The 18939-nt window shown below is 69.0% G+C and carries 19 protein-coding genes; 8 read left to right on the top strand and 11 right to left on the bottom strand.

The annotated features are described in order from the left end of the window. Window positions 1–24 precede the first annotated feature (24 nt). Together Q0599_RS23455 and Q0599_RS23450 are read right to left on the bottom strand one after the other, a co-directional pair. Window positions 25–1245: a class I SAM-dependent methyltransferase gene (locus Q0599_RS23455; protein WP_298835073.1), complete on the bottom strand. Its 1221-nt coding sequence runs from the start codon at window positions 1243–1245 to the stop codon at window positions 25–27. A 165-nt stretch (window positions 1246–1410) separates the two neighbouring features. Continuing rightward, entirely contained in the window at window positions 1411–2649 is a 1239-nt protein-coding gene (locus Q0599_RS23450) for an FAD-dependent oxidoreductase (RefSeq protein WP_298835071.1), read from the bottom strand. A gap of 111 nt (window positions 2650–2760) precedes the next feature. Between Q0599_RS23450 and Q0599_RS23445 the strand changes: the two genes are divergently transcribed. Next, complete coding sequence (locus Q0599_RS23445) at window positions 2761–3003, top strand: hypothetical protein (RefSeq protein ID WP_298835069.1); 243 nt, start codon at window positions 2761–2763, stop codon at window positions 3001–3003. Between the two features lie 1031 nt (window positions 3004–4034). Here Q0599_RS23445 and Q0599_RS23440 read toward each other — a convergent pair. From Q0599_RS23440 to Q0599_RS23430, 3 genes are all read right to left on the bottom strand, one after another. Continuing rightward, the gene (locus Q0599_RS23440; RefSeq protein WP_298835066.1) at window positions 4035–4424 is read right to left on the bottom strand and encodes a copper-binding protein; all 390 of its coding nucleotides are present in this window, start codon (window positions 4422–4424) and stop codon (window positions 4035–4037) included. Window positions 4425–4434: 10 nt separating this feature from the next. After that, window positions 4435–4938: a cupredoxin domain-containing protein gene (locus tag Q0599_RS23435; RefSeq protein WP_367180988.1), complete on the bottom strand. Its 504-nt coding sequence runs from the start codon at window positions 4936–4938 to the stop codon at window positions 4435–4437. A gap of 83 nt (window positions 4939–5021) precedes the next feature. Then, window positions 5022–7439, bottom strand: a complete 2418-nt coding sequence (locus Q0599_RS23430) for a heavy metal translocating P-type ATPase (RefSeq protein WP_298835064.1) — start codon at window positions 7437–7439, stop codon at window positions 5022–5024. A gap of 194 nt (window positions 7440–7633) precedes the next feature. Between Q0599_RS23430 and Q0599_RS23425 the strand changes: the two genes are divergently transcribed. After that, window positions 7634–7894 carry a heavy-metal-associated domain-containing protein gene (locus Q0599_RS23425; RefSeq protein ID WP_298835061.1) on the top strand — a complete coding sequence of 87 codons (261 nt, stop codon included), beginning with the start codon at window positions 7634–7636 and terminating at the stop codon, window positions 7892–7894. Window positions 7895–8006: 112 nt separating this feature from the next. Next, entirely contained in the window at window positions 8007–8585 is a 579-nt protein-coding gene (gene cueR, locus Q0599_RS23420; RefSeq protein WP_367180987.1) for a Cu(I)-responsive transcriptional regulator, read from the top strand. 720 nt (window positions 8586–9305) lie between these two features. On the opposite strand, the gene Q0599_RS23415 is transcribed toward cueR, so the two are convergent. The 4 genes from Q0599_RS23415 to Q0599_RS23400 form a co-directional block, all read right to left on the bottom strand. After that, on the bottom strand, window positions 9306–9854 hold the full coding sequence (locus Q0599_RS23415) for a GNAT family N-acetyltransferase (RefSeq protein ID WP_298835059.1): 549 nt from the start codon (window positions 9852–9854) through the stop codon (window positions 9306–9308). 55 nt (window positions 9855–9909) lie between these two features. After that, a complete protein-coding gene (locus tag Q0599_RS23410; RefSeq protein WP_298835057.1) occupies window positions 9910–10200 on the bottom strand; it encodes a DUF1330 domain-containing protein in 291 nt (96 codons plus the stop codon). Between the two features lie 48 nt (window positions 10201–10248). After that, window positions 10249–10566 carry a hypothetical protein gene (locus Q0599_RS23405; protein WP_298835055.1) on the bottom strand — a complete coding sequence of 106 codons (318 nt, stop codon included), beginning with the start codon at window positions 10564–10566 and terminating at the stop codon, window positions 10249–10251. Window positions 10567–10655: 89 nt separating this feature from the next. Continuing rightward, window positions 10656–11030 carry a hypothetical protein gene (locus Q0599_RS23400; RefSeq protein WP_298835053.1) on the bottom strand — a complete coding sequence of 125 codons (375 nt, stop codon included), beginning with the start codon at window positions 11028–11030 and terminating at the stop codon, window positions 10656–10658. A 511-nt stretch (window positions 11031–11541) separates the two neighbouring features. On the opposite strand from Q0599_RS23400, the gene Q0599_RS23395 reads away from it, so the two are divergent. From Q0599_RS23395 to Q0599_RS23385, 3 genes are read left to right on the top strand one after another with little or no spacing between them, the layout of a single operon-like run. Beyond that, the gene (locus Q0599_RS23395) at window positions 11542–12342 is read left to right on the top strand and encodes an enoyl-CoA hydratase/isomerase family protein (RefSeq protein WP_298835215.1); all 801 of its coding nucleotides are present in this window, start codon (window positions 11542–11544) and stop codon (window positions 12340–12342) included. Further along, complete coding sequence (locus tag Q0599_RS23390) at window positions 12339–13148, top strand: thioesterase family protein (RefSeq protein WP_298835049.1); 810 nt, start codon at window positions 12339–12341, stop codon at window positions 13146–13148. The genes Q0599_RS23395 and Q0599_RS23390 overlap by 4 nt, the downstream gene beginning before the upstream one ends. Next, window positions 13145–14035 carry an RNA polymerase sigma factor gene (locus Q0599_RS23385; protein ID WP_298835047.1) on the top strand — a complete coding sequence of 297 codons (891 nt, stop codon included), beginning with the start codon at window positions 13145–13147 and terminating at the stop codon, window positions 14033–14035. Before Q0599_RS23390 ends, Q0599_RS23385 begins: the two co-directional genes overlap by 4 nt. A gap of 207 nt (window positions 14036–14242) precedes the next feature. On the opposite strand, the gene Q0599_RS23380 is transcribed toward Q0599_RS23385, so the two are convergent. Next, the gene (locus Q0599_RS23380; protein ID WP_298835045.1) at window positions 14243–15631 is read right to left on the bottom strand and encodes a SpoIIE family protein phosphatase; all 1389 of its coding nucleotides are present in this window, start codon (window positions 15629–15631) and stop codon (window positions 14243–14245) included. 38 nt (window positions 15632–15669) lie between these two features. Continuing rightward, on the bottom strand, window positions 15670–16188 hold the full coding sequence (locus tag Q0599_RS23375) for an ATP-binding protein (protein ID WP_298835043.1): 519 nt from the start codon (window positions 16186–16188) through the stop codon (window positions 15670–15672). Between the two features lie 357 nt (window positions 16189–16545). Here Q0599_RS23375 and Q0599_RS23370 point away from each other — a divergent pair, with 357 nt between their 5' ends. Next, complete coding sequence (locus tag Q0599_RS23370) at window positions 16546–17598, top strand: AAA family ATPase (protein WP_298835041.1); 1053 nt, start codon at window positions 16546–16548, stop codon at window positions 17596–17598. Next, window positions 17591–18826, top strand: a complete 1236-nt coding sequence (locus Q0599_RS23365) for a VWA-like domain-containing protein (protein WP_298835039.1) — start codon at window positions 17591–17593, stop codon at window positions 18824–18826. Before Q0599_RS23370 ends, Q0599_RS23365 begins: the two co-directional genes overlap by 8 nt. Window positions 18827–18939 lie beyond the last annotated feature (113 nt).

Raw genomic sequence — 18939 nt, 5'->3', positions numbered from 1 at the left:
CGCCATCGACGGAATCGTCGTGGGTCAGTTCCCGGACCTCTTCTCGGCCGCTGCACCGACAGGCGCCGCGCGCTCGAGCAGCAGCCACCACAAGATCACGTAGCTCACCTTCTGCCGGAACTGCGGGTCGTAGTGCTCGTCCCATCTTCGTTCACCGAACAAGCGCATCCACGTGTCGGCCTTGATCTCGATCCACTTGTGCAGGTGATGGGGATCGCACAGCAGCAGCAATGGAATCATGCCCAGCTTGCGCAATGTCCAGCGGATCTTGGGCGCCTGGAAGTGATCGCGGTCGAGGACGCCCGTCAGCCGATAGTCCTCGGTCTTGTCCCAGCGTGCCTTTTCGTTGAACCAGTCACGTGACCAGCGGGAGAGGCCATCGGGGCCCATGGGATAGAAGCCGGAGTGGTAGCGCGTCAGGAAGTAGGCCGAGACGTTCGCCTGCAACCCCCAGGTCTTGTCGTTCTGGTGCAGGCAGGAGATGAACACCCGCCCGGGCCTGGCCTGCGGACGCAGCAGGTGTGCGGCGAGTTCGAACATCTGGCGGTAGATCTCACCTTGCTTCTCGAGGGACTTGCGGTGCGTCGAGGGCACGTAGTGCTCGATCGTGTCCATGAAGGTCACCGCGTCGAACTGCCCGAAGAGCTGCTCACGAAGACGCGCATCACCGGAAATGTCCTTCCAGTTTCGCGCAACGATCTCGAGCCCTCTGTGCGTCTTCGCGTAGTCCGCCTGTTCAAGCGAGATGTTGACGCCGACGACGTCGACCCCTCGGCTTCGGGCGTAATCCAGCCAGTCACCGTACCCACAGCCGATGTCGATGAGCCGATCGCCGGGTTTCAGGCCAAGCTGGGCGAACATGAAGGCCCACTTGTCGGCCTGAGCGCGAGGCCCCGTCTTGGTCAGCTCGCCGTCGTAGAGGTTGAAACCCAGGTCACGGCCATGCCCGGAGACACGGTCGAGAAAGACGTGTGCGAATTGGTAGCCCCTCTGCACGGCCACCTCGGTGTCGAGCAGCGAGCGCCCGAATCCGAAATACAGGACGTCCTCGAGGAGGAGAAAGCCGGGCCAAAGGAGCAATCCCAGCGGACTCCAGACCACAGCGAGGATGAGGCTGAAGGCAACCAGCGCGACATTCAGCCCACTGTTGCGGTCGAAGAATGGCAACGTGAGCTTCGTGTCGCTCGTGTTGACGGCGGCCATCGACCTGGGCGCCGGCAGCGCGGACGTGTCCAGGGGTTCCATGTGCTTGTCCTGCATTCCATTCCTTGGCGTGCCGATATCCGAAGCATGCCCCAGAAGTCGCCGCGACGCAGCGGTCATTGGTCGCAGTCGACCCACTGCCAATGCAACTGTCTGGCCGCAGTGGATGCGCGGCGGATACCCTTACGGCACCCGCGGGCCGGTCATTCACAGCAACTGTCCGCCGAGCCGCCGGGAGACCTGCACGGCGGACGTCACGGCGCCCTCGTGCAGGCCGTTGCCGAGCCAGGCCCCGGCGTGGAAGGTATGCCCCTCGCCTTGAGTCTCGATGACCTCGACCCGGTAGCGCAGCGCCTCGACGGTGTAGAGCGGCGTGTGGTGCGCCTGCTCGTGCACGATGCTGTCTGGGTCGATCTCGTGGTCGAGGCCGTAGGCCAGGAAGTAGTGAACCGGATGATCCGGCCCCAGGCCGGCAAGGCGGTTCAGGTAGGCGTTGTAGCCCGCGCCTCCGTCGGGGGTCTCGAAGAGGTCGAACTCCGAGAAGTAGCCGGCACGGCGGCGTGCATACAGGCTCGCATCGGTGTGGATCACGGTGTGAATGTGGTTCGCGCGCCAGCCCGCGAAGCGCCGCGTCTCCGCGGGCGTCGGGTCCGCGAGCAGCTTCAGCACCTGGTCGGGCGGCGTCGCGAATACCACCGCGTCGAAGCGTAGCGTCTCGGCGGATTGCAGCCGGATCTCGACGCCGCCGCCGGCTCGCGATACCGCCTCGATGCGCGCGTCGAGCAGGTACCGCGCATGCGTCGCCTCGGTGATCCGTCGCAGGTATGCGTAGGTCCCGCCGACGATGGCCGTCCAGTTCACGGTGCCGGTGAACGCGCGCAGCACGGGCACGGCCAGCGCCGCGGGGATGTTCCCGGTTTGCGCATACGGGATCGAGTAAGCGTACATCAACAGCATGCGCAGCCAGGTTGCATAGGTACCGGCCTCCAGATAGTCGCCGATCGAGTGCGCATGGAGTTCCGCGGCCGACAGGGCCTGGGTGCGCCGCTCGAACCGCCGTTTCTGAGGCGCCACCGGCAGCACACGCGCGGTGGCGGCAACGCGCTCGATCCAGCTGCCGCTCCCGAGTTCGATGTTCTCAAGGGAGCGAAAGTGCCGGCCATCGGCCAGAAACAGCGCCGTGGTGCCAGGCGCCGCGCGCCGCGCCACCTTGAGCTCGTCGAGCAGCCGACCCACCGAGGGGAAGTGGTGCTCGTCGAACTCGATGACTCCGGCGTCGAGAAGAACCCGGGGCGGGACTCGTTCGCAGCGCACGTTCTCGCCGAGGGTGCGCACGTGGCCACCGAGCTTGTTGCAGGCCTCGAAGACGGTCAGCTCGTGTCGGCCGCGCAGCAGATACGCCGTCACCAGACCCGCCGCGCCACCGCCGACGATGGCGACTTTCATGGCGGCGATGCCATCGCGCGCGTCGAACGGGCAGGCGCCGATGCACCGACAGGTCGCCATGTCCGGGCCTCGACGTCCCGGCCGGGCCCTGCGGTGGCGAGCAATAGGAAGATGGACAGCGACATCGTCGTCGACGGCGGACAGCAGGCTCAAGCGTTGTTGAAGGTGTCGGCGCCGCCCTTGTACCATTCAACCGAAGAAGTCGGGGTCGAGTTCCTGTCGATTGGCCGTGAAGCCCCCGAGGTCCGGAGCATGCGTCGCTGTCGAAACTTCCGGGTTTCGCGGAGTACGGATGGCGTGGACCGCTGCAAGACATCTCGATGTGAGCAGACCGTCGCCTCAAGACTGATCTGAGACAGTCGCGCCCGCCGGTCTGAACGGCGGCGGCGGCGGCCGTGAGCAGTCGTTCAACGATCGACCACTCGTACGACTGCTTCACATGCAAGACCGGGTACTCGCCGACTAGTGGCAACAAGCCCGCAGTGAAGGACCGGTTTCGCTCGGAGCGAACTGGTGCTTCCGACCCTCAGCGGAAGTGGCCGCAGGGGCCTACGACGCCCGTTGGGCAGCGGTTTCAGTCCTTCGACCGCGCACTGCCCAATCACACTGGCTGATCCAAAGCAGCCTTTCGCATGAGCGACCGTTGTCGACGCCAACAGCGGCTGTTTGAGGTGGTGCTGTCGTTGGCCTCAGGATCTCCCGCGAGCTGGCTCACCGACCGTTTCCTGAGCGCCTCAACGGGCGATACCTACCCTAAGCAGTCCTCAACCACGGCATCAGCAAACTCAGACGACCGATCCGGGACCGCGCCATGGTCCAGCAAGTACAGGGCAACGTGCTCCTGCCTGGCGAGGATTGCTCCGACCAACGGCGTCGACAGGAACTCTGGATAGTTGACGTCGACCCCGCACTTCACGTGGTACTCGACGAGGACAAGGTCACCTTCGCACCCCGCATTGAACAGTTCCTTCCAGTTCCCGCCAGACATCGGTTTATCCCAAGTTGAGCTTGTGCGGCTGCGCACTGTATGCCACCGTCCAGAGCCGCACGAAACCGTTGCGGCGAAGGCGGCACCAAGGAGACCAGCGACTGCTCTGCGGCGCCTAAAGTGTTAGTGAGGAAAACCTTACGTCGTCTATTACGACAGGTATCGTCTAACACTACCGCCACTGGCATCCGCAAGGGCTTGGCGCATCTGCGCTTTCCACTCGCTTGACTGGAGCGGAAGTGGCTGAGCCGAGCTGGGCCGGGCGAGGCAACCGCGAGCCACCAGCACGAGGTCCCTGAAGGACGCTGATGAGTTCGCCGGGCACCAAGGCGCAGGGCCCGCGCCGGCAGCCGAAAGGTCATGCCCCGACCTGCAGCTCCGCATCCCCGATGGGGATCTACTTCGCCACCTCGATGGCAGTCACGAGGAAGGCGCCGCCGGACCTCTCGGCGCGAAACCGCACGAGGTCGCCGACCTTCACCTTCGACAGCAGCCCCGGGTCCCGGACCTGGAAAACCATCGTCATGCCGGGCATGTCGAGGTTCCTGATCGCGCCGTGCCTGAGCGTTAGCCGGCCGGCATGCGCGTCGACCTTGCGGACCTCGCCGTCGGTCAAGGTGGCAGTGTCCGCGACAGTGCCGGCGGCGAGGTGTGCGGAGTGGTCGTCCGCCTTCGGCTCGGCCAAGGCGGGGCCGCCGAGCAGTGCGGCAACGAACAGCGAGAGAGCAAGGGGGTTCATGAGGACACCATGGTCAAGAGTTTGGGGAGGAGTCGGCACGGCGTTCACCTGGCGCCTGTCATGCGCCATCGACACTGAGGGTGCCGACCATGCCGGCTTGGTAGTGGCCGGCGATCAGGCAGGCGAACTCGAAGCGACCGGCGCGGTTGAAGGTCCAGACGACCTCCCCGACGCGGCCCGGGGCGACGTGGGCCATGTACGGCTCGTCGTGCGCCATGCCGGGGAACTTGATCATCTGGTCGGCGTGCTTCGCGTTCGCCGCCCGCGTACCGATGACAAACTCGTGCATCACCCGGCCGTCGTTGTGGACTCGGAATCGCAGCGTCTCGCCCTGACGCACGTCGACTCGAGTCGGCGTGAAGCGCATGGCATCGTTCATGCGGATCTCGATGGTGCGATGCACTGCCGCCGCATGGCCAGCGATGCCCCATGCCATCTGATCGCCCTGCACCGGGCGGGCGTGCGCCGCATGGCCGTCGGTGCCGTGGGCTCGAACGGGCCCGGACCGGCCGAGAACGAGGGCAGGCAGAACGAGGAGAAACTGACGCTTGAGGGTATTCATGGAAGGGCTCCAGAGGGTCGATCGGTGGACGCCGTAGCAGGCCCGGGATCGGCAGGCCTGCAACCGGCGAGGGGGTCGGTGCTCTATTCGGTCGCTGCCCCGCGCCAGCGCCGCAGCGTCAGGGCGTTGGCGACGACGCTCACGCTGCTGAAGGCCATGGCCGCACCGGCGATCACCGGGCTCAGCAGGCCGAAGGCTGCAAGCGGGATGCCGAGCACGTTGTAGGCAAAGGCCCAGAACAGTCCCTGCTTGATCTTCGAATAGGTGCGGCGCGAGACGTCGAAGGCGTCGGCTACCAGGCGCGGGTCGCCGCGCATGAGCGTGATGCCGGCGGCCTCCATCGCGACATCGGTGCCGGTGGACATCGACAGGCCCACGTCGGCGGCCACCAGCGACGGTGCATCGTTCAGTCCGTCGCCGACCATCGCGACGACCTGGCCCTCGTCGCGCAGCTGCTGCACGATGCTCGCCTTGTCCCCCGGCAGCAGCTCGGCGCGGACCTCGTCGATGCCGAGCTCGCGCGCCACGGCCTGGGCGCTGCCTTGGTTGTCGCCGGTCAGCATCACGGTGCGGATGCCGAGCGTACGCAGCCGCTCGACCGCAGCCCGGGAAGACAGCTTGATCGTGTCACCAAAGGCCAGCAGGCCGAGCACCTGGGTGCGCTCACCCGAGCCTTCGCCCGGCGCGAGCAGCCACGAGATGCTGCGGCCCTCGCCTTCCAGGCGCTGCGCCAACATCATCAGCGGTCCCGGTTGGGCGCCCGACTCGTTCATCAGCCGCGTGCTGCCCAGCAGCAGGCGCTGGCCGCCGACCACCGCCTCGACGCCGCGGCCGGGCAGCGCCCGGGCTTCACGGGCCTCAGGCATGGTGACGCCGTCGGCCTTGGCCTTCTCCATCACGGCATGCGCCAGCGGATGGTCACTGGTCTGCTGCAGCGCGGCGGCGAGTTGCAGCACGCGGCTCGCGTCAACCGCTGCGCCGGCCTCAACCGCGACGAGCGACGGCTTGCCCTCGGTGAGCGTACCGGTCTTGTCGAAAGCGACCGTGGTGACCGAGTGCGCCACCTCGAGCGCCTCTGCGTCCTTGATCAGGATGCCGCGACGAGCGGCCACGCCGGTGCCGGCCATGATCGCGGTCGGCGTCGCCAGCCCCAGTGCACAGGGGCAAGCGATGACGAGTACCGCCACGGCGCTGATCAGCGCCTGCTCCCAGTCGCCACTCCACGCCAGCCAGCCGGCGAAGGTCAGCACCGCGATGCCCAGCACCACGGGAACGAAGACCGCACTGACGCGGTCGACGATGCGCTGGATCGGCGCCTTGGCCGCCTGCGCCGACTCGACCATGCGAATGATGCGCGCGAGCGTGGTCTCCGCACCGATGGCACCGGTGCGCACCTGCAGCACACCCTCCTCGTTGACCGAGCCACCGGTGACGGTGTCGCCCGACGCCTTGGCCACGGGCAGGCTCTCGCCGGTGATCAGCGACTCGTTGACGTGGCTGCGGCCGTCGACGATCTGGCCGTCAACGGGTACCCGCTCGCCAGGCCGGATCACGACAACATCCCCCACCGCCACCTGCTCGACCGGTGTGGTCACCTCCGCGCCGTCGACCAGCACGCGGGCCACCGTCGGCCTCAGCGCATTCAGCGAGCGGATCGCGTCGGCGGTCTGCCGCTTGGCGCGCGTCTCCAGCCACTTGCCAAGCAGCACCAGCGTGATGACGGCGGCCGACGCCTCGAAGTACAGGTGCGGTGTGCCGTGGTCGGCGTGTTTCCACAGCAGGTAGACCGACAGGCCCCAGGCCGCGCTGGTGCCCAACGCCACCAGCAGGTCCATGTTGCCGGCGCGCGCCTTCACGGCCTTCCATCCGGCGCGGTAGAAGCGTGCACCGAGCCAGAACTGCACCGGAGTCGCCAGTGCGAGCTGCACCCAGCCATCGGGCATCCAGTGGATGCCGAACAGCTGCAGCAGCATCGGCAGCACGAGCGGCAGGGTCAGCAGCGACGCGACAAGCACCGGCCACCACTCGGGCAGGCGGCGCGTCGCAGGGGTGTCCGGGGTCGCCTCGACCGGCTTCGCCGAGTAGCCTGCCTTGCCGATGGCGGCGGCCAGGGTCGCGAACGACACCGAGGCCAGCGCGGTCACGGCGGCCTTCTCCGTGGCCAGGTTGACCGCCGCCGCGGAGACGCCGGGCACCTTCAGCAGAGCCTTCTCCACCCGCGACACGCAGGACGCGCAGGTCATGCCCTCGACCTGCAACTCGACCTGACGCGACCGAACCTCGTAGCCGGCCCGGCGCACGGCGTCGGCGAGCGCGACGGCCTCCATACCACCCGTGGCCCGCACGGTCGCCTCCTCGGTGGCCAGGTTCACGGTGGCGCTCTCGACGCCGGGAAGGGCTTTCAGCGCCTTCTCGACCCGCAGCACGCACGAGGCGCAGGTCATGCCGTCGATCGGCAGCTTGAAGTCCTGAAGTTGCGTTGCGAACGCGAGAGTGCTCATGGTGTCGGTCTCCGCAGGGTCGGTTTGGCAATGGACGGGAGCTTCGTCCTTGACCTCATGGGAAGGTCAAGCGGCGGCTTGGGCCGCACTCCCGTCCGCCGGGTCAGCGTCATCCAGACCGCGGCCCCTTGACCTTGCTGTCGGGGCAAGCCCAACAGTGAAGCCTCCCTCAACCGCTCAACATGGAGAGCACCGTGATTGCATTCGAAGTGAATGACATGACCTGCGGCCATTGCGCCAGCACGATCACCAAGGCCCTCAAGGCCACCGACCCGCAAGCCCGGGTGACCGTCGACCTCGCCCGGCATCTCGTGACCGTGGAGCCCGAGGCTGCCGATGCGGACGAATTGCGCGACGCGATCGCCGAAGCCGGCTACACACCGGTCCGGGCGGACGCCATGAGCGCGGCGGCGAACGCGGCAGACGGCGGGTCGTGTTGCGGCCAGTGCCGCTGACCCGCGTCGACGCGCGCCAAGCCCGTCCGGTCATCGGCGCGGGCTTGACCTTCACCCTGTGGCAAGGTCCAAGCTGGCGTCCCACCATGCCATCGATCGACGGGAGGTTCCCATGGCACGCTGGATGAACATTGGCGAAGCCGCCGCAGCCGCGGGGGTGTCGCCAAAAATGATCCGCCACTACGAGCAGATCGGTCTGGTGCCCGAGGCAACGCGCACCGAGTCCGGGTACCGCCAGTACAGCGAGCGCGAGGTTTCGATCTTGCGCTTCATTCGCCAGTCTCGGCAACTCGGCTTCTCGATCGAGCAGATCGCCGAACTGCTGGGGCTGTGGAGCGACCGCAGCCGCGCCAGCCGCGAGGTCAAGGCACTGGCACGGTCGCACCTCGACGCCCTCAACCAGAAGATGCGCGAGCTCGCGCAGATGCAGTCCGCGCTGGAGCGCCTGGTCGCATCGTGTCACGGCGACGACGATCCCCACTGCGCGATCCTCGAGGGGCTCGCGGTGCACAGCCCCGAGGCGCCACCACCCGGGGCTGTCGGAGCCAAGCCGGTACGCATGTCGACGAGTGCAGAAGAACGCGGGGCTCACCGGCCGGCTCGCGCAACCGAGTCGTTACCGGGAACCACGACGTACCTTGACCTGATGGCGTGGACCCGAGCGGCCCACGACGCTCACGGCCGGCACTGACGCCACACCGGCGACCGGCTCTGCTTGTCGCAAGGAGCACGGCCCTGACGTCAGGCCGCTGCAGCGGCAGGTCCGGAAGCCCGGCCGCTGCTGCAGGCGCACATCGTCGATGGCAACCGCAGGCAGTGCCTGGCGCTCCATCGATATCAATCACCATCGGGGCGTCGACAGCCCGAGCATGGCATCTGGCTGGCGGCACTTCCAGATCGACGCGAGCCACAAGGCACACGTCACGACTCCGGAGGAGCTTGCTTCACTCTTCGCCACTCTGTGCGGGCACGAGGCCGGCGGCACGTCGCAGCCGCGCGCATGAGGGCTGAATGGCCGCTTCCCGGCGCCTTGGTAACGCGGTGAGCCTTTCCGAAGAGGGTCGGGTTCGCCCGGTCGTCCCGAGCTGAAGGAGCCGTTCGCGGACCGTCGGGCGGATGGCCATGCGCGAGTGACCGGTCGAGGAGGTGCAGCGGTCATCCGACTTGCAGCGCCACCGAAGACCGCTTCCGGCCGTGGTCGCCGCTCAGCGGCTGAACCTAACCGGCAGCAACCAGTGGGAAGCGGTCGCGTGGCACGTCGAGCGGGCCGACCGCTGCTGGCCGTCACCGGTCTCTCGAAACTGATCGTCGGTGTGCTGGTACGCAGGAGATGGGTCGTTCCTGCGTGAGCCGGATCCAAAGGACCGGTCCATCGGTCCCGACACGTTCGACGCCGACGCACGACGAACCATCAGCGCAGTTCACCGATCAGCAGGCCCCAATGATTCACGTCGCGGCCTCCGCCCTCGGTGCGCCACCGCTGCCGCAGCCGTCCTTCGAGCGTGAAACCCAGCGAGGCGAGCAACCGGTTGGAGGCTTGATTCTCGGGAAGGGCCTCGGCCTCGATCCGGTGCAGGCAGACCTGCATGAACGCGGCCTTGCAGAACGCCCGCAGCGTCTCACGCATCAGGCCTCGGCCCCAATGCGCGCGGCCGAGCACGTAACCGACTTCTGCGCGGGCGCTGGAGGGCTCGTGGCGGAACAGCAGCACTGTGCCGATGGCTCGCCCTTCGCCGCGAGAGACCAAGACGAACTGGCGCCCGGTGCCGGCATCCTGAAGTGCACGCATGCGCCCGAGCCACGCCTGCCCATCGGCGAGCGAGCGCCATGCGCCGCAGGGCAGGTGCCGCACGACCTCGGCGTCGCCATTCACCGCGAGCAGGTCGGCGATATCAGTGTCGTCCACCGGACGGATCACGAGCCGGTCGGTAGACAGCGCATCAAGGGTGTCGAGGCTCACGGGGGCTACCGCATGAGGGGAGCGGTATCGGGTCTGCGTCGGGAGGTGGTTCGCCTCAGAGGCCCTCGAGAATCACGCCATTGAAGCGCCCGGCCGCAAGGCGCAGCTGCTTCACCTCGCCATACTCCGGCGAGTCGCACCACTGATTCGCTTGGGCTGCGTCCGGAAACTCGATCATGACGAGATAGGCCGGCGTCCAGTCGCCTTCCACGCGGCGGGCGTTTCCGCCCAGCACCACGTAACGGCCGCCGAAGCGCCCCACCAGGGGGGCGACGCGTGCCTTGTAGGCCTCCAATTGGGCGAAGTCAGTGATCTCGAGGTTCTCGAACAAGCAATAGGCGGACATCAGTTTCTCCGTTTGGGTGGGGATGTGTAACTCGTGGGCGTGGGGTGGTCAGGCGCTGACGGCGGGGGGACGGTGGATGAACTCGATGCCGCTGTCGACGTTCACCTTGCGGTACACGTTGGCGTTGAGCTCGACGATGACCCACCGTGAGGACCCCTCTGGACCGACAACCTCGATTTGTGTCTGCTCCGGGTTCGCGAATCGCCAGCGTCCCGGTACGGTGCTGCCGTCGCGCAAGGTGCGCGTGCCGGACCCGTCGGACGCGTAGCGGACGCTGACAATGGGCGAGCGGGATGTGACGTCGACGCCGTCGGCAATGATCTGCACGTCGAACGCCTGGCGCGTGATGAGGTGGTGACGGTCCATCGAGTGTCCTTCCTTGAGAGCGTGGTATGCCGGCCGTGGCCGACCACTCCTTTGACGATCTGAGGGCCGTGCGTGTGACACGGTGGGCCTCAGCCGTAGCGAACTGCGGTGGCGAACAGCCGACCACCGGATTCGCCACCGACGACGAGCACCTGCCCACCAGGCAAGGCCGTCGCGCGATGCCACGCACGCGGGTCCGGCATGGGCGGCAGCCGGCGTGGCGCGGTGCCGAACGCCCACGCGGCAGCGACGGCGTGACCCGCTGCGTCCAGTCCGCCGAAGAGCAACAGTTCTTCGCCGCGCACGGCGCTGGCCGCCGCCGTTTCAATCCAAGGCGGCGCGCCGGCGACCGGGGCCGCCGTCCACGGTTCGCAGGCCAGCCACACCGCGCTCGGCGTGGCCGGCTGCGCGAGCGGCCCCTGTTCTCCGCCGGCGATCAGCACGCGGCCGTCGGGCTGCGCCATGGCCGCGTGGCGGTGTGGTGCAGCCACGTGGGAGTGGCTACCGCCTGCAAGGTCGTGCCCGTGCTCAGATCGACCCACTCCGCCGTGCGTGATCCTGCGAGGCTGCGCGCGCCGCCATGCACAAAGAGCTGCATCGAGCCCAGCGGGACCACGCAGGCCTCGGCTCGGCCCGTGCCCATTCGAGCGGCCTCTCTCCATGTGCCGGCGAAGGCGTCCAAGACGCTCACGCAATCCGACAGCACGACGTCGTCGCCCCCGCCCCCACAGGCGGCCAAGGCGAGGGACGGAAGCGGGGCCAGCCCGAAGGCAAGGAGCCGTCGACGGCTGAGTGTGCGGGTCCCATGGGTCGGCAGCCCTGCTGCCCTTGCGTCATGGACCGGAAGCCTTCACCCTGCCACAGGGGCAAGGTCAAGAGTTCGTTCTGAGCGCCCCGCCGTGTCACACAGCGGCACTGACGGACGTCCAAGGGAGCAGGGAACGCACGCTGCGGGCCCGCCACCAGGAGCGTTCAATGAGCCGACTGGATTACGCGACGCGCGACGGCGTTGCCTGGGTTCGCCTGTGCCGTCCCGAGGCGCGCAACGCCATCGACGATGACATGGATGCCGCGCTCGCCCGGGCCTGGCAGCAGTTCGAGTCCGACGCCAGCGTGCGTGTGGCTGTGCTGCACGGCGAAGGTCCGGCATTCTGTGCCGGGGCCGACCTGAAGAGCGTGATCCCGCGCTGGGCCGATGCGACCCCCGCGATGTTGCGCGCCAATGTGGCATGCGGCCTCGGGGGCGGCCTCACACGCGGCCGGCACCGGCTACGCAAGCCCGTGATCGCTGCCGTGCACGGGCACGCCGTCGGTGCCGGCTTCGAGCTTGCGCTTGCCTGCGACATCCGCGTGGCGGCGGACGACGCCACGTTCGGCGCCTTCGAGATCCGTCACGGCCTGCATGCGGGCGATGGCGGCCTCGTTCGGCTGGTGGCCATCGCCGGCGCCGGCGTGGCGCTTGACCTCGCGCTGACCGGCCGGCCTGTCGGTGCCGACGAAGCCCTGCGCCTGCGTCTGGTGAGCCGCGTCGTCTCGCGCGATCAACTGCTCGCGGAGGCTGCTCGAACGGCCGCCGCGATCGCCCGCCACAGCGGGCACGCCGTGGCGTCGGCCAAGGAGACCATTCTCGACCTGATCGGCCGCCCGCTGGACGATGCGCTGCGCCTCGAAGCTTTGAACGGCTACACCAGCTTCGGCCATGCGGATGCATTGCGACGGGCCTTGCCGTCCCAGGACAAGCGGCCGATGCGGCGCGACGCGGGGGCACCCACATGAGCTCAGGCTTCTCGATCGAAGCGACGAGACCGGGCCGCTTCCGCGCCCCCACCGACCCGCGATACTGGAATCAGATCGGCCCGTTCGGCGGCTGGCTCGCGGGGCTCGCGGTGGCGGCGCTGCAGCGCGAGGCGCCCGGCGGCTGGCCGTTGCGCGCGGTGACGCTTCAGTTCCTCGGTCGATTGCCGGCCGGCTCGATCGACATCGAGGTCGAGCGCCTGCGCCTGCAGCGCCGTGTGGCGGGTCTGCGCGCCACGTTGCAGCCCGAAGGCCACATGGGCGTCGCGGTCACGGCCGAGGCCGTGTTTGGCGAAGCCGGCCCCGGCGCGCCGTCGACGCAGCGGCAACGCCCCGTCCTGCCGGATCCCGTCACGCTTCCGCGGCTGACCTCGCTCGACGCACTGGCGGCATTCGTGCGCACCATCGACCACCGCGTGGCGTTTGGGCTGCCGTTCGCCCGTGGAGGCGCGGCGCGATCGGGGGGGTGGCTGCGGTCTCGCGAGCCACTGCCAGAAGGCCCCGCGGCGTTGCTGCTGCTGGCCGACGCATGGTTCCCGCCGCGCTGGGCCACGTCGTCCCAGCCGGTGCCGGTGTCGACGGTGTCGATGCAGGTGGTCTTCCACGACGTGGCGCCCGGCCCGGATTCGACCGACGGCTTCTTCGCCGCTTGCCACGAGGAGGACGCCTGCACCGAGGGCTTCGGCCTGGAGCGCGGTACGCTGTGGTGGCCCGATGGGCGACTGGCCCTGACGATGCAGCAGCTGACCTGGATCGGGCAGACCGCCGGCCCCAAGGATCACGCATGAACATGGACGACCCGACACTCGAAGTTGACCTCGCAAAGTCCCTCGAGGGTGACGCACGCGCGCTTGAACGCGTGTTGCGGGCGGCACAGCCGCTGGTCTTCAATCTCGCGCAACGCATGCTCGGCCGTCGCGAGGACGCGCTCGATGCCACGCAGGAGATCCTGCTGCGCGTGGCCACACACCTGTCGGACTACCGCGGCGACAGCCGCTTCTCGACCTGGGTCTACCGCATCGCGGTCAACGCGCTCCTCGACGAGCGGCGCGCCGGCGAGCGCCGCCGCGCCGAGCGCAACTTCACCGAGCTGGGCCTCGACCTCGAGGCTGGCATCGATCGTGCCGAGGCGTTGCCGGCACCCGTCGACGCCGTCACGCCCGAGCAGCGGGTCGCCGTGGTGGAGCTTGCGCTCGTATGCACCCAGGGCATGCTGATGGCGCTGCCGGCCGCGCAGCGCCTGGCCTACGTGCTGTGCGAGGTGATGGACCTCGAAGGCCCGGAGGCAGCGCACATCGCGGGAGTTTCGCCGGCCGCGATGCGGCAGCAACTGGCGCGCGCCCGGCAGGCGCTGCGCAGCTTCGTCGACGCCCACTGCGGCCTCGTCTCGCCAACGGCGCGTTGCACCTGCGACCGCCAGCTGCTGGCGCTCGACCAACGCCAAGTCGTGTGGCTGCTCCGCCAACCGTTGTCGCGCGGCACCGCAGCGCCCGTGTTGCACAACACGGTCGCCCGGCAGGGTCTGCGCGACATCCGCCGCCTGCAGTCGGCCGCCCAGCTGTTCCGCGCCCACCCGGAGTACGCGATCGACCCGGTCCGGGTGAGCGAGCTGCTGGCCAGCATCGACGCCACGGTGTTCGGTGCTGGTCGGTTGGCGGGCGATGCCCCGCACTGACGCACAGGCCTGTCCAGGCTGCTCGGTCAGCACAGCACCCGGGCCATCCCTTTCAAGGCGATAGACGCGCTTCGGTTCTTGACTTCCTCTGGGCTGGAAGCATGACGAAGGCGCTCCGTTCCACACCATCGGAGGCGTCGCATTCGGGGTCCAACCTCCCGACGTGAACTGCGGCCACGGCGCCAGGCGCGTCTCGCATGCCCCCTGTCAGGTGCCAAGCAAGGCAACGGAGCCGACAGCGCCCCTTTGGACGTCTTCTTCTGGGTGGTGGAGTCCGCAAACCGAGCGTCCCAGGAGGGGCGGGAGTAGCAGTTCGTTGATGGAGGAAGCTGCCGCCCGAGCCTCCTCAGAGGGCCTCGACGCATACAAGGTCAGCTGGACCTCCATGAGCGGTGATTGAGCCGACGATCTCGCCGCCGAGCGGAAGACTGCTTCGCGCGAGACACCGTGTGCAGACGCTGCGGCCACCACCGACCGCAACCGCTGCCAAGCAGTCGAAGAAGGTCTGGTCCCCTGCCCGTTGTCGTCCGACTGCAGCGCCCCGCCTGCAAAGGCGTCCACCTCGGCGAAGACCGCGTCCAGCAGCCGGGCCGCGGCAGCGCGGGCCTGCGACTGAAGGCATTGCAGCAGCCGCGCTTCGCCGAACAGGCGGCGCTCGGCGTCCTCGGCCTCGGTGACGCCGTCGGTGTACAGCGGCAGCGCGCTGCCAGGCGCGAGCTCCAGCTCGTCGCTGCGATCGCACAGCCCGGGGATCATGCCGACCAGCGGGCTGATCGGCCCCTCCAGGTAGGTGAAGGGCTGCCCGGCCGGGGCCACCAGCGGCGGGTGGTGGCCTGCATTCACGTACTGCAGTCGGTGCGTGTGCAGATCCAGCACGCCGCAGAAGGCGGTGATGAACTGGTGCGCGGCGATGGCGCGCACCATGAACAGCGCTGCGGGCAGGCCCTTGCCGCAGACGTCGGCAATCACGAAGAGCAGGCGATGCTCGTCGAGGAAGAACAGGTCGTAGAAGTCGCCGCCCACGTCGCGCGCCGGGCGCATGCGGCCTGCGCAATCGAGCCGCACGTCGCCGGCGAACAGCGACTCTGCGGGCAACAGGCTGGACTGGATGTCGTGCGCGAAGGCCAGCTCGCGTCGCGCCTGCTCCAGCGCCATCAGCTGGCGCATGCGCGAGATCGTCAACCGGTCGCTGCGGCGCATGCGCTCGGCCATCGCCGACATCAGGTTGCGCGCCACTCTCGGCATCGCCAGAACGCGGTCGAGGAAAGTGAGGCTGTCGATCAGCAGCAGCCGCGTGCCCGCCACCGCCACGACATGTGCCGACACCGGCTGATCGTCGATGACGGACATTTCGCCGGCGCATTCGCCAGCGGCCACCTCGATGAAGTCGCCGCTGTCGGACTGGTCCAGGGAGACATGCAGCGAGCCCTGCAGCACCAGCATGACCGACTGGTTGGCATCGCCGCGCTGCAGCAGCCGCAGGTCCTCCGTCACGTCGAGCAATGGCAGACCGACGAGCAGCGGCTCGAGTGCGCCCGCCGGCACACCCTGGAAGATCGGCGCCTTGGCCGCCTGCGAGAGCACGCCGAGGTCCATCGCGCCCGACGGCGGCCGTGCGAGTTCGAAGACCAGCGTCAGCCGGTTGCAGCCGTCACGGTGCTCGTAGTGGCGTTCGTCCGTGAAGCAGCGAGCAGATGCAGGCCCTGGCCGCCGACAGGCATGTCTTCCACGCGCTGCGCCGGCGTGCGCGGTGGTGCGGCCAACGGATCGAAGGGCGCGCAGCGGTCGACCAGCGTCAGGCTCAGGCGGTGCGCGTCGAGCACCACCTGCACATGGACCCGGCTGCCCTCGCAGGCTTCGCCGCCGTACTTGAGCAGGTTGGTGGTCAGTCCCGCAGCACACAGCTCCAGGCGGTATCGAACCTGCGCGTTGAGCTCTGCCTCGTCGCCCAAGACCTGACACCAGCGACCGATCGCACCCACCAGCGCCGGCCCCATCGGGCCCACCAGCGAACGCCGTCGCACGCCGGCGGAGGCGCCATCACCTGCGAGACCCCGATCCATGGTCCCGACCACCGGTGGCCACCGGTGGGCAGCTCGGAACAGCGCCAGCGCTTCGTCCATCGTGCCACGCACGGGCACGAACTGATCCATGCCGGTGGTCCTCCTTGACCCCGTCGGCGTCGAGCCGGCCGTCCAGGACGATGCGGAGAATGGTCTGGGGCTGGTCGACTGCCGCCTTGCCTGACATCTCCTGTGTGTCATGCGTCTCGAGCGGGCGGACCCCATCGCGGGATGGAGCCGCCAGTGCCCGCCCCATCCTAGGCGACCTGCACTCCCGCCAGCCATAGCCACTTGGGATACGGCGCGATAACCCAAATGGGCTATGGCACGGCATGCCGCGAAGGCGGTGTCATGTTGCCCTTCGAAGCCTGCAGAAGCAGTGATGATCACCCGGCTGATGCCGCACCCCGCCCGACCAGACTGCTCCGCCAACCCCTCGCCGTCCGCATGCGCCCCACCCACCTGAGCCAAGTCCTCGACCGTGAGTTCAATGCCACGCTGCAGGGGCTGCACACCCCGCTGATGCTGTGGGGCCCGCCCGGGATCGGCAAGTCGGGCCTGGTGGCACAGATGGCGCAGCGCCAAGGCGTGCCGATGATCGACGTCCGCCTGTCGCAGATGGAGCCGTCGGACTTGCGCGGCATCCCCTTCCGCGTCGGCGACCTGGTGCAGTGGGCCGTGCCCGCGCTGCTGCCGGACGCGGCGCGGCACGGGCCGCGCGGCGTGATCTTCCTCGACGAGATCACCAGCGCCGCGCCGGCGGTGTCGGCCGCGGCGTACCAGCTGATCCTGGACCGCCGGCTCGGGGACTACGTGGTGCCCGCGGGCTGGGCCATCGTCGCCGCCGGCAATCGCCAGGGCGACCGCGGCGTCACCTACACCATGCCGGCGCCGCTGGCGAACCGCTTCGCGCACTTCGAGCTCGACGTGGACCTGGACGACTGGGTGCAATGGGCCTGGACGCAGGGCATCGACGATCGGCTGATCGGCTTCCTGCGCTTCAAGCCGGAGCTGCTGTTCGACTTCGACCCCGCACGCACGCTGGCCGGCGAGATGGCCTTCCCGAGTCCGCGCACCTGGGAGTTCGCGCACCGCGCGCTCGCCAAGTTCGCCGACCGGCCGGCGTTGCTGCAGGCAGCGCTCGCGGCCTCCGTCGGCCAGGCCGCTGGCGTGGAATGCGCCGCCTACCTGGCGACGCTGGACCGCCTGCCCGACGTCGACGCCATCGTCGACGGCCGCGAGGCCGGCGTGCCGCGTGAGATCGACCTGCAATACGCGGTGGCCGCCGCGCTGGTCGGCCGCGCGCTGCGCGCCAAGGGCACGCCCGAAGCGGCGCGCGTGTGGGGCCACATCCTCGACTATGCGGAGCGGCTGCCCACGCGAGAGATGGGCGTGATGCTGGTGGCCGACCTGCACCGCGGCTTGGGCACGCCGCTGTTCGCGGTGCCGGCGTTCCAGCGCTGGGCCGAGCGGGCGGCGGAGGTGCTGCTCTATGACTGAGCCGGCCGCCAGCGCCGCCGCCGAGGCCGCACGGCGGCTCGCCGTGGCGCGCACGCGGCTGATCCTCGGTCACCCTTTCCTCGGCGCGCTGGCGCTGCGGCTGCCGCTCAAGCCCGCCGGCGCATGGTGTGCCACCACCGCCACCGACGCGCGCACGCTGTACTACAACCCGGCATGGGTTGCCGCGCTCGGTCCGGCGCAACTGCAGTTCGCTTTGGCGCACGAGGCGCTGCACTGCGCGCTGGGCCACTTCGCGCGGCGCGGTCACCGTGTGCGGCGGCGCTGGGACCTGGCCTGCGACTTCGCGATCAACCCGCTGCTGCTCGACGAAGGCCTGCAGCCACCCGCCGGCGCGCAGGTGCTGGATCTGTACCGTGGCATGAGCGCGGAGGAGATCTACCCCTGCCTGAGCGACGAGCAGGTGGCGCAGGACACGCTCGACGATCACGCCTGGGACGAGCCATCGCAAGACGGCAGCCAGGGCGGCGGCGAGGGGCCCGAGCGGCCCCCGCCACCCGACGGCGGCGGCGCACCGCCGCAGGACAGCGCCGCGCCGACCGACCTGGCGACGAACCGCCCGCAGCCGCTTTCGGCCGGCGAGCGTGAACAACTGCGCCAGCAGTGGCAGCGCCACATGGCCGCGGCCGCGCAGCGCGCGCGCGAGGTGGGCAAGCTCGGCGGCGCGTTGGCACGGCTGGTCGAGACGGGCCTCGCACCGCGCGTGTCGTGGCGCGCGGCACTGGCACACCACCTGATGCAGACCGCGCGCGAGGACTATTCCTGGCTCCGCCCCTCGCGGCGCGAGGGCGAGGCGTTGCTGCCCAGCCTGCGCAGCGCCAGCGGCCATGTGGTGGTGGCGCTGGACATCTCGGGCTCGGTCGGTGATGACGAACTGGCGCAGTTCGTCGGCGAGATCAATGCGTTGAAGGGCACGCTCAGCGTGCGCACCACGCTACTCGCCTGCGACAGCGCCCTGGCCGAGGGCGGGCCTTGGGTGGCCGAACCCTGGGAGCCGCTGGAGTTGCCCCGGCAACTGCGTGGCGGCGGCGGCACCGACTTCCGGCCGGTGTTCGACTGGCTGGCGCGATCGGGCCAGCGGCCGGATGCACTGGTGTACTTCACCGATGGCGAGGGCGAGTTTCCCTCGCATCCGCCCGACTATCCGGTGATGTGGCTCGTGAAGGGCCGCGCCCCGGTGCCCTGGGGGCGGCGCATTCCATTGAACTGAGCTGCGGCCGCCGGGCCTGCCCGTTGCGGGTAGCTCTTCCGGGTGGGTTCGCGCGCCCCGTGACCGTGTCATATTCGCCCGGCCCCTCCCCCTGCGCCCGACGCGGTGCGACG

Source organism: uncultured Piscinibacter sp., from assembly GCF_937952055.1.
Classification (GTDB): Bacteria; Pseudomonadota; Gammaproteobacteria; order Burkholderiales; family Burkholderiaceae_C; genus Piscinibacter.
The sequence above is the reverse complement of the archived record's forward strand: the minus strand, read 5'-3'. Positions and strand labels throughout refer to the sequence as shown.

Coding starts and splice junctions, on each gene's coding strand:
- Q0599_RS23455 (WP_298835073.1), bottom strand. CDS start 1,245: ATGGAACCCCTGGACACGTCCGCGCTGCCGGCGCCCAGGTCGATGGCC.
- Q0599_RS23450 (WP_298835071.1), bottom strand. CDS start 2,649: ATGAAAGTCGCCATCGTCGGCGGTGGCGCGGCGGGTCTGGTGACGGCG.
- Q0599_RS23445 (WP_298835069.1), top strand. CDS start 2,761: ATGGACAGCGACATCGTCGTCGACGGCGGACAGCAGGCTCAAGCGTTG.
- Q0599_RS23435 (WP_367180988.1), bottom strand. CDS start 4,938: ATGAATACCCTCAAGCGTCAGTTTCTCCTCGTTCTGCCTGCCCTCGTT.
- Q0599_RS23430 (WP_298835064.1), bottom strand. CDS start 7,439: ATGAGCACTCTCGCGTTCGCAACGCAACTTCAGGACTTCAAGCTGCCG.
- cueR (WP_367180987.1), top strand. CDS start 8,007: ATGGCACGCTGGATGAACATTGGCGAAGCCGCCGCAGCCGCGGGGGTG.
- Q0599_RS23410 (WP_298835057.1), bottom strand. CDS start 10,200: ATGTCCGCCTATTGCTTGTTCGAGAACCTCGAGATCACTGACTTCGCC.
- Q0599_RS23405 (WP_298835055.1), bottom strand. CDS start 10,566: ATGGACCGTCACCACCTCATCACGCGCCAGGCGTTCGACGTGCAGATC.
- Q0599_RS23400 (WP_298835053.1), bottom strand. CDS start 11,030: ATGGCGCAGCCCGACGGCCGCGTGCTGATCGCCGGCGGAGAACAGGGG.
- Q0599_RS23395 (WP_298835215.1), top strand. CDS start 11,542: ATGAGCCGACTGGATTACGCGACGCGCGACGGCGTTGCCTGGGTTCGC.
- Q0599_RS23390 (WP_298835049.1), top strand. CDS start 12,339: ATGAGCTCAGGCTTCTCGATCGAAGCGACGAGACCGGGCCGCTTCCGC.
- Q0599_RS23385 (WP_298835047.1), top strand. CDS start 13,145: ATGAACATGGACGACCCGACACTCGAAGTTGACCTCGCAAAGTCCCTC.
- Q0599_RS23380 (WP_298835045.1), bottom strand. CDS start 15,631: ATGGACCTCGGCGTGCTCTCGCAGGCGGCCAAGGCGCCGATCTTCCAG.
- Q0599_RS23375 (WP_298835043.1), bottom strand. CDS start 16,188: ATGGATCAGTTCGTGCCCGTGCGTGGCACGATGGACGAAGCGCTGGCG.
- Q0599_RS23370 (WP_298835041.1), top strand. CDS start 16,546: ATGCGCCCCACCCACCTGAGCCAAGTCCTCGACCGTGAGTTCAATGCC.
- Q0599_RS23365 (WP_298835039.1), top strand. CDS start 17,591: ATGACTGAGCCGGCCGCCAGCGCCGCCGCCGAGGCCGCACGGCGGCTC.